Origin of the sequence: Xenorhabdus santafensis, from assembly GCF_033949405.1 — a bacterium.
In the GTDB taxonomy this organism is placed as follows: Bacteria; Pseudomonadota; Gammaproteobacteria; order Enterobacterales; family Enterobacteriaceae; genus Xenorhabdus; species Xenorhabdus santafensis.
Genome location: NZ_VCDN01000064.1, coordinates 55,648 through 73,984 on the forward strand (window position 1 = coordinate 55,648; position 18,337 = coordinate 73,984).

Here is an 18,337-nt window from a genome sequence, read left to right on the forward strand (position 1 = left end):
TTTACACGTCCAAAATAGTTTTCTTTTCTGAGTTGAGAGGCGAGTTTTCATCTTCAACAAGATCAAATTGATGGCTAAGCTGGTTCAATTGCTCCATCGAAATGCCCTTGATGCCGAAATCACTGGGGGTTTTTATGCCACCGGACTGAGCCTGTTTTTGACCTGTTACCACAATGTTATTGAGTGCTTGTTCAAATGCCCGGATGAACGCTTCGGTCTGGGTTTGCGGCAAGCGGGAATCCACTTTGAACTGCAATTTTCCTGCCTGTACTGCGCCATTAATGCCCAGCAATAGGTGGCTGCCGTTTGCGCTGGCTATCGTATCCCCGCAATCATCACTGGTGATTGTCCAGTCTTGATGGCTGGAGCCGCCCAACTGTCCGAGGTAGTTGAAACTGATGGCCGGCAATTCGCCGGTCAGGTAACCTGCTTGATGCAGTGCGCTGTAACCGATGCCTTTATTCGGTATGTCACGCAGCATTTCTTTGGTGTGAATGATGGTTTCCGCAATATCTGCCTGCATTTCCAGACGAACCGGATACATGGTGGTAAACCAGCCAACGGTTTCGGCAAGATCCAATGCACTGTCAATCGGTTCCCGCCCATGTCCTTCCAAAAGGATGTAGTTTACGGTGCGAGAGAAAGTTTCTTGCAAGGCCAGTGTCAGAGCGCTCAGCAATAAATCATTAATTTCAGTGTGATAACCCGTATTGGCTTCATGGAGCAGGATGTCAGTCGTTTCCGCAGAAAGGCTTAACTCATGCTGGGTGTTGTCACCCGTTGCTGGTGCCATATTGTTGCCGGAGACGACTTGTTTCCAATAAGCGACTTCATTTTGGTGCTGCTGCGCATAGCGGTGAACAGCGGCGACCCATTGCCGGTAGCTGCTGGTTTTCGCGGGTAAGTTCATGCCCTGCAATAACAGTCGCATGTCTTCAGCAATAATTCGCCAAGAAACCGCATCAATGATCAGATGATGGAATGCTAAGAATAATCGGGCGCTGCCGTCCGCGTATCCGGTCAAGAGACCGGCTTGCCACAATGGCCCGTTAAGGTAATCAAACCCGCTTTGCCATTGGGTCAATTGTTGATGCAGCGTTGCTTTATCCAATCCCCGGATATCACAGTACTGTAAAAGGGGATGCGAAGGCGGAGTTTCCTCTGAATCAGGATAGTCGTGGTCAAAAGAATAGTACTGGCGGTAACCGTTTTCCGTTTCTATAAAACGGGTTCGCAGCATGTCATGTCGTTCAATCAGTCTGCTTAAGGCTTGTTCAATTTGATTCGCTTCAATATCGCCGGGGATTTGAACCATGAAAGCCTGATTCCAATGGTGTGGAGCGGATAAGTGCCAGTTGAAGAAGGTTTGCTGGATAGGCAATAAATCAAATTCCCCGCTTAATCGTCCCTGTTCAGCAATAATTTTCTCTGTGGATGACGATTGGGACAACCATTGTGCTAGCTGGGCCACAGTCGGTGCTTCAAAAATCGATTTGACCTGAAGGGAGAAGCCCGCTTGCCGCAGTTTGGAAACCAATTGGATACTGACAATCGAATCCCCGCCAATGCGGAAAAAATTGTCGTCAATGCTAATGTGTTCCAGCTTCAGCACCTCCTGCCAGATAGCACATAGCTGTGTTTCCAGTGCATTGCGCGGGGCAATGCCGTTGCCCTGATTTCCCCAAACCGGTTCCGGCAGGGCGCGGCGATCCACTTTGCCGTTCTGCGTCAGGGGAATGGACTCAAGGCGGGTAAAACTGGCGGGTATCATATATTCCGGCAGACGCGAAGAGAGATATTTGGTCAGGTTTTCATCAGACAGCTCACCTTCGATGACCAAATACGCAGCCAGTACTTTATTTCCTCCATTATTTTCTCTATTTCTTTCTTTTCCCTGATCCCCTTGATGCAGGCGGTCAATCACCACCGCCTGTCGGACTTGTGGGTGGGATGTCAGGGCATTTTCGATTTCCCCCAGTTCAATGCGGAAGCCACGCAGCTTGACCTGATCGTCATTGCGGCCGAGGTATTCAATATTGCCGTCAGGCAACCAACGACCGAGATCACCGGTTTTGTACATGCGGGCATCAGGTTCTGGGGAAAAGGGGTCGGCGAGGAAACGTTCTGCTGTCAGGTCTGGGCGATTCAGGTAACCCCGGGCAACGCCATCGCCACCAATATGAATTTCACCGATGGCACCGATTGAAACTGCTTGCCCATTGGCATCGAGTAAATAAATGCGGGTATTGGCAATGGGGCGACCAATCGGGATGGACTGATTGACGTTGACAGGAGAAGTCATCGCATAAGTACAGGCAAAAGTGGTTGTTTCTGTCGGGCCATAGCCGTTAAGCAAACAGGCTGGTTGAGTTTCTGCTGATTGTACCTGCCTGATTTTCTGTGGATTGAGGACATCGCCGCCGACAAGCAGGTAACGCAGTTGTCTGAAGAGCGGAAGCAATGTCTCAAGGTATTCGTTAAACAAGCCGGCAGTCAGCCATAAGGCTGTGACGTTTCCTTCCATTAAGGTTTGGCGGAAATGTATTGGTTCGAGCAATGCCGTCGATGAAACGATATGCATGCGCCCGCCATTGAGCAGGGCAGACCAGATTTCCCATGTGGCGGCATCGAATGATGTATTGGCACAATGGGCAATGCAATCATCAGGGCCAATGTCAGCAAAGCCATTGTTGATGATAAGGCGCAAGATATTGCGGTGCTCGACCATGACGCCTTTGGGCTGCCCGGTAGAGCCGGAGGTGTAAATGACATAGGCCAGATGGCGTGAGGTCAGCCCCAACGCCGCTGTATCCGGATTCGTGTCCGGCAGAGTTTCAAGCAAAGCCGCCTGAGCATCGAGCAATACCGTTTTATCATGCAGCATTGACGACACTGAACTTCCCAGTTTTTCGGCCTGCTGTGTCTGAATCAGCAAAGCCACGGGGGCGGAATCTTCCAGCATATAGGCCAGCCGCTCCGCCGGATAAGTCGGATCGAGCGGGACGTAAGCGCCGCCGGCCTTGAGGATGGCGAGTATGCCTACCACCATTTCCGGACTGCGTTCGAGGCAAATGCCGATCCGGTCATCCGGCTGTACGCCCAGTGCAATCAGATGGTGAGCCAGACGGTTGGCTCGCTGGTTGAGTTCGTCATAACTGATTTTTTGCCCTTCAAATATGATGGCAATGGCATCAGGGCGTTGCGCTGCCTGAGTTTCAAACAATTGTTGCAGGGTCTTGTCCTGCGGGTAGAACGCCTGAGTCTGGTTCCAGCGCTCCAGCAGGTGTCGCTCTTGTGCCGACAGGATATCAATCCCGAACAGTGGCTGTTTCTGATCGGCGACAAAGGCCGCCAGCACTTGTTGATAAACCCCTGCCAGCCTGACAATCGTCGCCTCATTGAACAGGCTGACAGCATAGTTCAGGCAGCCTGTGATATTGGCCTGCCCGTCGGACAGAAACAGGCTCAGGTCAAACTTGGCCGGGCTGTATAACGTTTCTGGCAATGCCACCGGGCTGAAGGGCAAATTGAGCTTGTCCGGCTGGTTTTCAGCAAAACGGTGCAAGCTGAACATCACCTGAAAAATCGGGTGGCGGGAAGTATCTCGTCCGATGCCCAATGCTTCGACCAGTTGTTCAAACGGCATGTCCTGATGGGCTTTGGCGCCTGCAATCAACTGATGGATCTGCCCAATCAGTGTTTCTACACTGGCGGTTTGTTGCAACTGCGCCCTTAAGGCCATTGAGTTAACAAACATACCAATCAGGGGCTGGGTTTGGGCATGGTGACGGTTATCCGTGGGGGTGCCCAACACAATGTCATCCTGTCCGGACAATTTTGCCAGCGTGACATAAAACGCACTGAGCAGCACGGTATACAGGGTGGTTTCCTGCGCTTTTGCCAGTGTCCTTAGCTGGTTTGATAAAGCATTATCCAGCGTGAAATTGAAGTCACGCCCTTGATAATTGACGTGGGCAGGCCGGGAATGATCGGTCGGCAGGGCCAACGGTTCATAATCTGCCAGCGTCTGTTGCCAGTAGGCAAGCTGGCGTTCACCCACTTCTCCCTGTAAATAAACCCGTTGCCATGCCGCATAGTCGCCATAGGAAATATCCAGCGGAGGCAATTGGCTATCGCGGCCTGTTGACAGGGCGTGGTAAATTTCTGCCAGTTCATCCATGAAAATATCGGCTGACCAGCCGTCAAAAGCAATGTGATGCCACAATAGCAACAAGTAATGCTGATCATCGCTTCGGTTATCTGTGATCTGATTGTTATGGATCTGCTGATTATAGATTTGATAGTGGCTCAGGCGCAGGCTTGGCTCTGTGGACAGATCAAACGACGTGGTGATTTCTGCGCGCACTAAATCCAGAAGCCCGTCAGTATCTTCGCAAACCTGTGTCGGCCGGATAACCAGCGGCTTGTCCAACTTCTGCGGGTGGATTTGCCCGTCCTCATGATTGAGGTACAGCATCTTTATCACAGAATGGCGCTCAGCCAATTGATTGATGGCAGTTTCCAGCAAGGGCAGGCAAGCCGCATTATCCAGTTGAACCAGATAAGGGATATGGTAAGCGTCGGTGCCTTGTTCAAACTGCTCAATAAACAACATGCGCTCTTGGGCAAATGACAGGGGAGGATGCGCAGAGTTCAGGCGGGGAATGACGGTACAGGCTTGTTGCCCTGATCCTGATGAATGCGCTATGCCGGTTGCCAGACCTGCGACGGTTTTACGCTCGAACAACTGAGCCAGTGTAACGTCCGTTGCCAAACGTTGGCGGATAGCGGCTGTCAGCTTAATCGCCATCAACGAGTTGCCGCCAATGCGGAAGAAATTGTCATGAATGCCAACGCGTTCCAATCCCAAAATGGCCTGCCAGATGGCACAAAGCTGGGTTTCCAGTGCATTGCGGGGCGCGGCATAGTGATCCGGGCTTTCCCACACAGGTTCCGGCAGGGCCTGACGATCCAGTTTGCCGTTCAATGTCAGCGGAATAGATTCAAGGCGGGTAAAACTGGCTGGGATCATGTATTCCGGCAAATGGACGGAAAGGTATTCAACCAGATTTTCATCGGACAGCTCAACGGGCAGGATATCGCCTGTTTCCTCGGTTATCAAATAAGCCACCAGCACATCGTGGCCTTGGTGTTTATGGGCAAGAACCACCGTTTGTTTCACCTGCGGATAGGCCGCCAGAACGCTTTCAATTTCCCCCAGCTCAATGCGGTAACCGCGGATTTTGACCTGAAAGTCATTGCGCCCCAGATATTCCAGCTCACCGTTCGGCAACCAGCGTACCAAATCCCCGGTTTTATACAGCCGGTCGTAACCAAGGGTTTTCTCTTCGGCACTGGCAAACGGATTTTCGATAAAGCGCTCCGCGGTCAGTTCCGGTCGGTTCAGATAGCCCGGTGCTAATCCGGCCCCTCCGACGTACAACTCACCGGGCGCTCCAATTGGAACAGGACAGCCAAAATCATCCAGCACATAGGCGGAGAGATCGCTTAATGGCCGGCCAATGTTAGACGCGGCCACGGTGTCGCCTTGGGTCAGTTTTTTATAGGTCACGTGCACCGTAGTTTCGGTGATCCCGTACATGTTGACCAAGGTCGGCGAGTGATCGCCATATTTGTTCCACCACGGATGTAACTGAACCGGGTTCAGCTTGTCGCCGCCGAAAATGACCAGACGAAGGTGGGGGTATGCCGCGTCGGTATTCAATGAGGTATCAATAAAGGCATAAAATGCCCCCGGCGTTTGGTTCAGTACAGTGACTTGTTGTTTCGAACACAACTGGCTGAACTGGACAAAATCTTTTGTGCTTGCCACGGAAGGAATGATCAGACGCCCGCCGTAGAGCAAGGCACCCCACAGTTCCCACACGCTGAAATCAAAGGTATAAGCATGGTACAGCACCCAAGTGTCACGGTGATGGAATTGATATTTTTCTTGGGTAGCCGCGAATAATCGCATGACATTATGGTGAGTCTGCAATACGCCTTTGGGCTTTCCGGTCGTTCCTGAAGTGTAGATAACGTATGCCAAATCATCTGCGCAGTTAATAGGGGATGGATTTTCCCCGGCTGGCCTGCGGGACAGCGCCGGATCATCCGCAGCAATCATCACGAGGCTGTCAGGCTGTGACTGGGCGTATTCTGCCAGTACAGACAAATACCGTTGCTGGGTCAGCACGCATGGGGTTTGGGCATCTTGCAGAATAAAACTGACCCGATCTGAGGGATATTCCGGTGAAATGGGCACATAAGCGCCACCCGCTTTCAGCACTGCCAGAATGCTGATGATCATTTCCAGACTGCGGTCAAGGTACAGGGCGACAAGTGTGTTGACGGGCATAGGGGCTTGGTGGTGATGCTGGTAATTTTCATTGAGCGCCAAAGCCAATTGGTTTGCCCGTGCGTTAAGTTCACGGTAAGTCAGCGTTTCTCCCTCAAAGACCAGTGCCACGTTATCCGGCATGGCGGCTGCCTGTGCTTCAAACTGTTGTTGCAGGGTCTGGTTTTGGGAGTAGGGCGCAATGACAAGCGGGTTCCAAGTATGCAGCAATGTGTGGCGTTCCAGCGCGGAGAGAACATCCAGTTCAAACAGTGCCTGTTTCTGATCGGCCACAAAGGCTGCCAACACTTGTTGGTAAATGCCCGCCAGCCTGACCATAGTGGCTTCGTTGAACAGACTGACAGCATAGTTCAGGCAGCCGTTGATAGTGGCCTGCCTGTCAGACACAATCAGGCTCAGGTCAAACTTGGCCGGGCTGTAGAGAGGCTCAGCCAACTCAATCGGGCTGAAAGGCAAATTGAGCCTGCCCGGCTGGTTTTCATCAAAATCATCCAAGGTAAATACAACCTGAAAAATCGGATGGCGGGAGGTATCCCGCTCGATGCCCAATGTTTCAACCAGTTGTTCAAACGGCATGTCCTGATGGGATTTGGCATCCGTAACCAATTGGTGGGTCTGTTTAATCAACGTACTCACGCTGGCGGTTTGTTGCAGTTGTGCCCTTAAGGTCAGTGTATTGACAAACATGCCAATCAGGGGCTGGGTTTGGGCATGGTGACGGCTGTTGGCAGGCGTGCCCAGTACAATGTCGTTCTGTCCGGACAGTTTTGCCAGCGTGACATAAAACGCACTGAGCAACACGGTATACAGGGTGGTTTCCTGTGCTTTTGCCAGCGCCCTGAGTTGGTTTGATAAGTCACTCTCCAGCGTGAAATTGAAGTCTCGTCCTTGATAATCAACATGGATGGGCCGGGGGTGATCGGTTGGCAAAGCCAGAGGTTGATAACCCGCCAGCGTCTGTTGCCAGTAGGCAAGCTGGCGTTCACTGATATCTCCCTGCAAATAATCCCGTTGCCATGCCGCATAATCGCCATAGGAAATATCCAGCGGAGGCAGCTGGCTGTCACGGCCTGCTGACAGGGCGTGGTAGATCTCTGCCAGCTCATTCATGAAGATCTCGACTGACCAGCCATCAAAGGCAATGTGATGCCACAGCATCAGCAAGTAATGTTTCTCGCTGCTCTGGTTATCCGTGATCTGCTTGTTATGGATCTGATAATGACGCAGGCGCAGGCTCGGCTCTGTGGACAGATCAAACGGTGTGGCGATTTCTGCGCGCACGGTATCCAAAAGCTTGTCAGTATTTTCGCAGGGGGGAACTGACCGGATGGACAGATCGGTGTCCAACTTTTGTTGATGGATTTGCCCGTCATCATGATGGAGATACACCATTTTCAGCACGGGGTGGCGTTCAGCCAATTGGTTGATGGCGGTTTCCAGCAAGGGCAGGCAAGCCGCGTGATCCAACTGAACCAGATAAGGGATATGGTAAGCGTCAGTGCCTTGTTCAAACTGCTCAATAAACAGCATGCGCTCTTGGGCAAATGACAAGGGATAATGCACTGAGTTCAGATGAGGAATCACTGTGCAGGTCTGTTGTTCCGATTCCCGGGTACGCACTATTTCAATTGCCAGACCCGCGACGGTTTTCCGCTCAAACAACTGAGCCAGTGTCATGTCCGTTGCCAAACGTTGACGGATAGCCGCTGCCAGCTTAATCGCCATCAACGAGTTGCCGCCAATGCGGAAAAAGTTATCATCAATGCCAACACGTTCCAGCCCCAAAATAGCCTGCCAGATGGCACAAAGCTGGGTTTCCAGTTCATTGCGGGGAGCGACATAGCTGTTTTGGCTGTCCCACACGGGTTCCGGCAAGGCACGGCGATCCAGCTTGCCATTGAGCGTTAACGGAATGGAGCCAAGGCGGGTAAAACTGGCAGGGATCATATATTCCGGCAAATGGACGGAAAGGAACTTAATCAGGTTTTCATCGGACAGTTCATTATCTGTGACCAGATAGGCGGCCAGCACGTCATGGCCTTGGCGCTTATGTGCAATCACCACCGCCTGTTCTACCTGAGGATGGGCAACCAGAACGTTCTCAATTTCCCCCAGTTCAATGCGGTAACCGCGGATCTTGACTTGAAAATCATTGCGCCCCAGATATTCCAGTTCACCGTTCGGCAGCCAGCGCACCAAATCGCCGGTTTTGTACAGACGGGTGTAACCGAGGGCTTTGTCTTCGGCACTGGCAAACGGATTTGCGATAAAACGCTCCGCAGTCAGTTCCGGCTGGTTTAAATAACCCCGTGCCAGCCCTGCGCCACCCACATGCAGCTCTCCCGGTGTGCCTGTCGGGGACAGGTTGCCGTAATTGTCCAGAACGTAGAGGCGGGCGTTATTAATTGCTGTACCGATATTTGTTGTAACATCCCCGTGTTGATACAGCTTTTCCGTCGCACAAACAGTGACTTCTGTCGGGCCATAGGAATTCAATATCTGGCTGTGACAGCTAAAATGTTCAAGGAAATCCACAGACGGGGATTCTCCCGCTGTCACCAATAACTGCAATGAGGGCAGTTCAGTATCCGTCATTAATTTCAGGAGAGCCGGCGGTAACGCGGCTATTTCAATGCCTTCCTGCTGAATGAGTTTCGTCAGTGCAGGAAGGTGACGCTCTTCTTCACTGCAAATGTAAATCGTCAGTCCATTAAATAAACTGGGGAATAATTCAAACACAGAACCATCAAAGATGTAGTTGGCAAACATCAATACCTTGCTTCTTCCCGGCGCATTAAAGAATTTTTCTTGTGCCGCCGCCATATGGATGACGTTTCTGTGCTCGGTCATCACACCTTTTGGTTGGCCCGTCGTTCCGGATGTATAAATGATGTAAGCCAGATCGGTAGGTTTATTGTTTAGTGGCGGATTTCCGGCAGGCTGGCTTGCCGTGAGGGTTGGATCATCTGCGGCTATCAGCGTTGGAGGCTCAGCAAATAATTGGGTGTATTCTGCCAGTGTTGTCAGGTGCTGCTGTTGGGAGATAACACACCGTGTCCGGGTATCTTGCAGAATAAAATTGACCCGCTCCGGCGGATATGACGGCAGAATGGGCACGTAAGCGCCGCCGGCTTTCAATACCGCCAGAATACTGACCACCATTTCCAGACTGCGGTCAAGATAAAGGGCGATGGGCGTATCGGCTGGCATTGGTGCCTCAGACCGTTGCTGGTGGTGAGTTCGGATCACTCCCGCCAGTTGGTTAGCGCGTCGGTTAAGCTGATGATAAGTGAGCATTTCTCCTGCAAATACCAGTGCAACGGTATCGGGGGATTTTTCGACCTGATCTTCAAACAGTTGTTGCAGGGTTTTATCTTGCGGATAAGGCACATCGGTTTGGTTCCGTGTGTGCAGCAAAATATGGCGCTCCTGCGCTGACAGGGGATCAAGTTCAAAAAGCGCCTGTTTCTGATCTGCAACGAATGCAGCCAGCACATGTTGGTAGATATCGGCCACCCGCGCGGTGGTGGTTTGATCAAACAGGCTGGTGGCATAATTGAGATGGCCGGACAGGTTGGTTTTCCCATCGGAAATAAACAGGCTCAAATCAAATTTGGCCGGGCTGTACAGCGGAATATCAGTTTGAACGAGGCTGAATGGCAGGCGGCTGCCCGGCAGGTTTTCGCCAAAATTCTGCAATCCGAACATCACCTGAAATATCGGATGGCGGGAGGTATCACGCTCAACTTTCAGAGCATCCACCAATTGCTCAAAGGGGATATCCTGATGCATCTTGGCTTCGATGATGGTTGAGTGAACTTGCTTAATCAGCGTTTCCACACTGGCGGTTTGTTGCAACTGAATTCTCAATACCAGCGAATTGACAAACATGCCAATCAGGGATTGGGTTTGGGCGAGATGGCGGTTGTCCGTAGGCGTTCCCAGCACAATGTCATCCTGTCCGGACAGCTTTGCCAGCGTGACATAAAACGCACTGAGCAGCACAGTATACAGGGTGGTTTCTTGTGCCTTTGCCAGCGCCCTTAACTGATTTGACAGCGTATTTCCCAAGGTGAAATTGAAGTCACTGCCTTGATAATCAATGTGGATTGGCCGCGGGCGATCGGTCGGTAAATTCAGGGGTTCATGGCCCGTCAAAGCCTTCTGCCAGTATGCCAGTTGTCGTTCCCGGACTTCTCCCTGCAAATAATTCCGTTGCCATGCCGCATAGTCGCCGTATGTAATATCCAGTGATGGTAGTCGGCTGTCACGCTCTTCCAGCAAAGCCTGATAGATCTCTGATAATTCATGCATAAAAATATCAACAGACCAGCCATCAAAGGCGATATGGTGCCACAGGAATAAAACGTAGCGCTGATTGTTCGGCATTATATAGCTGTGCAGGCGAAAGCCCGGCTCATTGACCAGATCAAACGGTTTGAGCAGTTCAGCGCGCACGGTTTCCATCAGCGCATCAATGTCACTGCAAAAGCATTCCCTGAACGCAAGACTATCTTCCAACAAATGCTGATATTCATGGCCATCATCGTGGGTGCGGTATACCGTTTTCATCACGGCATGACGCTCAATCACCCGATTAATGGCCTCTTCCAGACGTTGAAGGTGGATACTGTCATTGAGTTGCACCAAATAGGGAATATGGTACATGTTGGCACCCTGTTCAAAGCGCTCAATAAACAGCATGCGCTCTTGGGCAAATGACAGGGGATAGCGCTTCAACTCAAGATGCGGGATAACCGTATGTATTTGCTGTCCCATATGGGCAGCCATTCTGGCGATAGTTTTCAGTTCGAATATCTGGGCCAGTGAAACTTCACGTTTCAATAGGCGGTGAATGGCAGCAATGAGCTGAATAGCCATCAGGGAATTACCGCCAACCCGGAAGAAATTATCGTCAATGCCGATGCGTTCCAGACCCAAAACATCCTGCCAGATGGTGCAAAGCCGGGCTTCCAGTTCATTGCGGGGGGCAAGGTAACTGTCCTGATTTCCCCAGACAGGCTCAGGCAGGGCACGGCGATCCAATTTGCCGTTCAGGGTTAAGGGAATGGAATCAATGTGGGTAAAGCTGGCAGGGATCATATAATCCGGCAGGCGGTCGGATAAATGCCTGATTAATGCGCCATCGGATAGCTCGCCGGCTGTGCCTTCTGTCACCAAATAGGCTGCCAGAACTTTGTTCCCTTTATGCTCATAATCGATGACTACTGCTTGTTTGACTTGTGGATGTGAGGCCAGCGCACTTTCGATTTCCCCTAACTCAATGCGGTAACCGCGGATCTTGACCTGAAAATCATTGCGTCCCAGATATTCCAGTTCACCGTTCGGCAGCCAGCGTACCAAATCGCCGGTTTTGTACAGGCGGGTGTAACCGAGGGCTTTGTCTTCTGCGGTTGCAAACGGGTTTTCCACAAAACGTTCTGCGGTCAGTTCCGGCCGGTTTAAATAACCCCGGGCCAGCCCGGCACCACCGATATACAATTCACCGGGCGCGCCGATAGGCACAAGACGACCGGCATCGCTCAGGACATAGGCATGCAGGTCATTTAACGGCTGACCAATCACGGATGATGTAGTGGGATCGTCTTTGGTCAGTTTCTTATAGGTAACATGAACCGTGGTTTCCGTTATCCCATACATATTGATTAAACTGGGTGACCGATCGCCATAATGCTCCCACCAAGGTTTTAATTGCATCGGATTGAGTTTATCCCCGCCGAAAATCACATAGCGAAGATCAGGAAACTCAACGCCCATATTTAATGAGGCATCAATAAAGGCATAAAATGCCCCCGGCGTTTGGTTCAGAACGGTCACTTTCTGGTGTGAACAAAGCTGGCTGAATCTGGCAAAATCTTTTGTACATTCGACGGTCGGAATAATCAGGCGCCCGCCATAAAGCAGCGCCCCCCATAGTTCCCAGACACTGAAATCAAAGGTATAGGTATGGTAAAGAACCCAGGTATCTTTTTGGTTAAATTGGAACTGATTGTGGGTAGTCGTAAATAACCGTGAAACATTTTGATGGGTTTGCAGTACCCCTTTGGGTTGCCCGGTTGTTCCTGAGGTATAGATGACATAAGCAAGATCGGCTGGCGTATTTACCTGTGCCAAATTGCCTGTTGACCGGTTTTCCGTTAATGAATAGTCGTCCGCAGCGATCAGCGTGGGTTGGAACGCCAATGATTGTGTACTCTCACGCAGGGATTGCAGATGTTGCTGCTGCGTTATCACGCACGGGGAATGCGTATCCTGTAGAATAAACTGTGTCCGTTCGGCGGGATATTCCGGTGAAATAGGTACATAAGCGCCGCCGGCTTTCAATACGGCGAGGATACTGACAACCATCTCCAGACTGCGGTCAAGGTAGAGAGCAATCAAAGTATCGGCGGGCATGGATGCATTATTTTCTGGCTGGCCTGGTTGCTGGCATTGGCTGCGGATAACATCAGCCAATTGGTTCGCCCGTTCATTGAGCTGGCGATAGGTCAGCGTTTCTCCTTCAAATATCAACGCAATATTATCTGGGGTGGCTGCCGCCTGTGCTTCGAACTGTTGTTGCAATGTCTTATGTTGCAAGGACTCATATTCAAGGAGGTCGGTTTGATTCCAAGTACCCAGCAGCGTTTGGCGTTCTTGTTCTAATAAAACAGGGAGTTCGTTGACGGGAGAAGACGGTTTATCAATCAGGGCTATCAATAAATTCTCAAGCCGTGCAAACATATTATCGACATCTGACTCACTAAAGTAATTCTGTAAGTAATTGATCGTAATTTTTAATTCCTGATCAATGCCATAATCTTTTAGGCGGAAAGTGATAGGGTGAGTCTGTATGGTGGGATGTATATGATAATGATGAACATGAGACATTTCAGCCGCAGGAACTGAGAATTTCTCGTAGGTGATAAGGATATTAGGTAAAAAAAAACCTTGCTGGTTGGCAATTCTGGCAAGGTGAGATTGCGGGAATGAGCAATGTGGGTAACTGTGTTTTATTGCTGATTCTGTCTGTTTTATTTGTTCTGCTAAACTGGCGGAGTCAGAGATTCGGCAATATACCGGATAGACATTTGCCTGCATGCCGATGGTATATTTCTCCGATTTTGTCTTTCTGCCATGTGTGACCGTATTAAAAGTCAATTCTTGTTGCCCTGTCAGCGCAGACATCATAATACCGACAAGGCATGAAAAAACGGAACTCAGGTTAGTTTTATTTTTTTCACAAAAAACGGCCAAAGATTTTTTGACTGAAAGTGGTAATGTTATCGTTTTGTTATTTGTGCCATTGTTTTGATAATAAGGTATTAATTGTTGAGGTTCATGTTCTTTTAAGAAATGACACCAATAGTTATTGTCTTGTTCGTAATTATAGGAAGTTAAATACGCTCTTGCTTGGGTAACAGAATCTAAATATTGTGGTATTTCAGATAACCAGGCTGTTGAAGTTCCCGCTTTAAGGCAGAAATATAACTGATGGACATATTGATGCAGGCGAAATAAACCTAAGCCATCAATAATAATATGATGGAATTTAGTGAAAAAATAATATTTTTTATTGGTGATTAATATCAATGACGCCTGATATAGAGGGCCATTGAGGAAATCGTTCGGTGTATCAACTTGCTGTTGTATCCAAAGATCAGCTTTTTCTGCTGCTGCTGGTTGATTTGAAAAATCATGGAATGTGATTGAACTCGCGTTAGATTTATTTTCAATGAATTGTCTGACTTCGTGATTTCCATCAATCGATATATGCAATCGTAATGCATCAATATGCTGATGCAATAAATCCCATGCTTGCTGCAAAATAGCGATATCAACGTCATCCTCCATCAAGGTGTACCAGCCTATGTTGTGCAGGCTAGTGTCTTTATAGAGTGTTTGTTCATAAAACACATCTTCTTGAGCAGGATGAAGATTATATAAATTTGAACTTACTAAATATTCAGATTTTGTCATAATGAATTATACGAATCGTTCCGTTCAAAAGTTATTTTAAATCCACAATTGCAAACAAGTGGATAACGAGTTTTTAACAATTTTACAGTATTGATTTTGGCGTCAGGAGGTTGGCGTTTTCATTTTTTCTACTGTGGTGTGATATATAACAATAATAATAAATACAGACCGCAAAACTATGATCTGAAATATTAAGGGGGTAATATTCATGTTTGCGATCATATAATGTGGCGTTCCTTCTGTAATTATTTTTGAGAGGGTAAATCCATATCAGGTACTTTTATTCAATGAAGAATTGTGTTATCTGCTGATGTGTAAATATGATTGATGTTGCAATCTCGCCATATTTTCCCTTATCAAAATAATTAAAGGCTGTTTAATTGAGTAAATAAACTGTTTCAGTTTATAAATAGCCATCCCATATTATTAAATTGTTCGTGAATTTAAATGTTAGTGATTAGTTATCCTTATTTTTATTTTTGAATATTAATTTGGCCTGCATATTGATTGTTATTCAGATTTAAGTCTATATTATTTTTTGTTTAATATACTGTGTTATTTTATTTAATAATATATTTTATTAAGCAAGGTGTTTTATTAAATAATAAAGCTGATAATCGTTAAAGTGATACTTGCTTTACAGCAAGCATCACCAAAGTATGACAAATTACATATTTAATTGAGCCTGTATTTTTTCTATCTCCTCAGCCCATTGTTGTTGAAGATGCGGCTTCTGGTGGGCGATCTTGCGTTTCAGATCAGCGTCCAGTTTTTCTTCAAGATGAAGCAGGCGCTCCAACAACTGTTCTTCCAGAGACAATAAAGAGGGCTGCAACCCTTTATTGCTCGCTTGGGGGGTATAAGAGCCGTACTCTTCCTGTTTATGTTGCAGTTGGCCCATCTGTTCAATTTGTTGATAGATAGCTTCAACATCGTGATACTCTTCCAACCGGTTGTTATTGATAAACCAAAAGCGCTGGCAACTGTTTTCGATAAGCCAGCGATCGTGGCTGACAACGAGCAATGCCCCGGCAAATGTCGCAATCTGCTCACACAATGCCTCCTTGCCTTCGATATCCAAGTGGTTGGTCGGTTCATCCATCATAACCAATTCATATTTTGCCAGACTCAGCCCAACAAAAAGCAACCTTGATCGCTCACCGCCACTGAGGGTTGCCACTTTTTGCTGATGGCGCGGATAGGCAAAACCTGCACCGATCAGAGCCATCTTGCGCTGTTCGTCTGTCAGAGGCGCGAATGTTCGTAACGCATCGGTCAGAGTATCGTTATCACGCAATTGGTGTAGCTGCTGGTCGTAGTAACCCGCCGCGATGGCTGGATGAAACTTGATTTCAGGACTGTAGCGCATATCGGAAAGATAGCGCTGCCACAACAGTTGTAAAAAGGTTGATTTACCACAACCATTGGCACCGATGATCGCGATGCGATCCCCACTTCTTACCTGATGAAAACGAGTGGTAAATAGTTGGGTGGTGCTGTCCTGTATCTTGATCGTTGCATGATCCAGTTCAAGCACGCGGTCAGCCTGAATGGGCTGGCCGGTTAATGTCAACCGCCACTGATAACCTTCGGTCAGCACTGTCTGTGCATCTTTCAGGTTCTGGATGTGTTTTTCCATCTGCTTGGCTTTGCGTGCAAAACTCTCGTTATCATAAACCTGCCCCCACACTGCGAGACGTTTGGCACTGGTAGAGATACGATCAATTTCTTTTTGCTCATATTGATTGCGATGTTCATCGGCTATATCTTTTTCTGCCAGCGCCTGACGAGCCTCAGAGCAGGGCAAGCGATAGAAATGGAGCGTTTTATCGCGCAATATCCATGTGCAGTTAGTGGTTTCATCAAGCAGGGTCTGATCATGGGAAACCAGAATAAAGCTCCCTTTCCAGGACTGAAGGAAATGGCTTAACCACCATAGCGTAGGCAAGTCCAGATGGTTACTCGGCTCATCCAGTAACAGCAGGTCGGGTTCTTGTATCAATGCCCTGCCTAATAACAGGCGCGTATGTTGACCCCCACTAAGCTGATTGACCGCCTGTGCCCACAGGGGTTCAGAAAATCCCAGTTGTGTCAGGAGAACTTCTGCGCGCCAGCGTTCTGCCATGCGCTCTTCTGTCGGTAATTTTTGCAAAACGGCATCAATCAATGGCAGATTTTCCACTTCTTCTGGTAAATGCTGTTCGATATAAGCGGATACACAGTGGTTGGCATAGCTTACGGTACCCGTATTGGGCGTTAATTGAGCTGTCAGTAATTTTAATAATGTACTTTTCCCACTGCCGTTATGGCCGATCAGACCGATACGGTCGCCCGCCTGAACAGTGAAAGAGACATCATTTAATAACGTTGTGGTTGAAGTGTCGTAACAAATTGATTTTGCAGATAGTAATGTGCTCATGGCTTACTCATTTTTCAGGCATAAAAATGCCGGGTTAAGTCAGGGCGACAACCCAGTAAGCTGAGGAAGGTTTGATTTGGTTATCTTCGCTCAGGCAGGATTATCGCAGTGTAATACTGTGAAAGCCTGAGCTCTGGCGATTACCAAAGAAGTGTGAATATTCAATTAAATCACACAGCATCATAATTAGCCTCCTTATTTTCTATTCAGATTGAACGGTGGCGCTATCATAGCAACGTCGTTTGTAATAAGCAAAAGTATAAAACATAAACAGGGTTATGCATAATTCATAGCAATATTTATAATGTTTAGTTTCGGTTTGATTTATAATTGCCTTCTATTTATCTATTTATCTATTTATCTATTTATCTATTTATCTATTTATCTCAAAATGCCCATCAGGAAAAAGAGTAATGATATCGCTAATCGACTTGGTTCCCATTTGTATGGATGAATAATTATATTTTCCCAATGGAGATGAGTTGCATCCCCTTGTCGATCCAGTGTTTTCGTATACCTCTTTAGAAGAATATAAAAGAAACATTTTTCCTTCATAGTTAGATTGAGCCATTTTGATTTTCCATTTGTCATTATAATCAACTGCACGACAAGCAATATCTGCCCACGGATCACATATCCATGTATTCTCCGGGTATATATTAGGGGCAAATGTTGTGAAAACCCGGGTTCTTGCATCAATTTTGCTGGGAGGGCAAATCATCACGAAAGCATGGCTATAGGGAGCTTGTAAGCAAGCAACTTGTATAGTTAATAATGATTTGTATTCTGTATAATCAATTCCTTGATGATAAAATAAGTCCACAAGTGAGTTTTTGTGTATTTCAGCTAAATGATAAAAGGCAAACATCGAGTATAACATGCAATTGCCAACTAAATTTTTGTTTTTATTTTCATTCAAATAACGATATACATCTTTGTGTATCAGGGGACCAGACGGTTCTAATACTCTCTTATACAATGCGTCGAATTTATTAAATTTCTCCGACATCGCTTCTTCTGTATAGAGCGGTCTTTTTTCGATGGGCAATATATCACTATCGTAATAGTCAACATTGAATGAACCACCTGTGAAAGTAGACTGCGTTGCTTGTAGGGTTTCTTGCAAAATGTCTTTCATTTCCATGTTGGCGCCTCCCTTATGATTTTCATATTGAACCGAGTTGGATGGAAAAGTGTATTAGTAATTAAAATTATAATTGCTTAATGTTATTAATAGCCTGATTTTTTATTGTTCTCAAGTGATATTTTTATTCTGTAATGAATATTTGTTTTTTCTTTTTTTGTAGCGAATTGTTTTTAAAGAATTATAGTGTCAATTAATGTATTTATATTTTTTATAATGTAATTAACACAATAACTGGTGTGGGAAAAATCATTAGCGGAATTTAAATGTTACTTTTATTTAATATCCTTGTTGTTATTTGTTTTTTTGAAATTTGAACTTGTGTCTTTTTTTCAAAATGTTACTTCATGATTTGTTTGGTTTTGGTTCGCACTATTTTATGCGTGTTATGGTATCCATAGGGTATTTTAAGTGTTTTTTTAATTTTATTCATTAG

At 47.3% G+C, this 18,337-nt stretch carries 3 protein-coding genes; all 3 read right to left on the reverse strand.

Annotated features, from left to right (window positions below):
- Position 1: 1 nt before the first annotated feature.
- On the reverse strand, positions 2-14,338 hold the full coding sequence (locus FE392_RS15455) for a non-ribosomal peptide synthetase (RefSeq protein WP_319931107.1): 14,337 nt from the start codon (positions 14,336-14,338) through the stop codon (positions 2-4).
- A gap of 667 nt (positions 14,339-15,005) precedes the next feature.
- The gene (locus tag FE392_RS15460) at positions 15,006-16,757 is read right to left on the reverse strand and encodes an ABC-F family ATP-binding cassette domain-containing protein (RefSeq protein WP_319931108.1); all 1,752 of its coding nucleotides are present in this window, start codon (positions 16,755-16,757) and stop codon (positions 15,006-15,008) included.
- Positions 16,758-17,130: 373 nt separating this feature from the next.
- Entirely contained in the window at positions 17,131-17,901 is a 771-nt protein-coding gene (locus FE392_RS15465; RefSeq protein WP_319931109.1) for a hypothetical protein, read from the reverse strand.
- Positions 17,902-18,337 lie beyond the last annotated feature (436 nt).

What these genes read in the sequence shown, in the direction of transcription:
- FE392_RS15460 (WP_319931108.1), bottom strand. Translation starts at nt 16,757, where the DNA reads ATGAGCACATTACTATCTGCAAAATCAATTTGTTACGACACTTCAACC.
- FE392_RS15455 (WP_319931107.1), bottom strand. Translation starts at nt 14,338, where the DNA reads ATGACAAAATCTGAATATTTAGTAAGTTCAAATTTATATAATCTTCAT.
- FE392_RS15465 (WP_319931109.1), bottom strand. Translation starts at nt 17,901, where the DNA reads ATGGAAATGAAAGACATTTTGCAAGAAACCCTACAAGCAACGCAGTCT.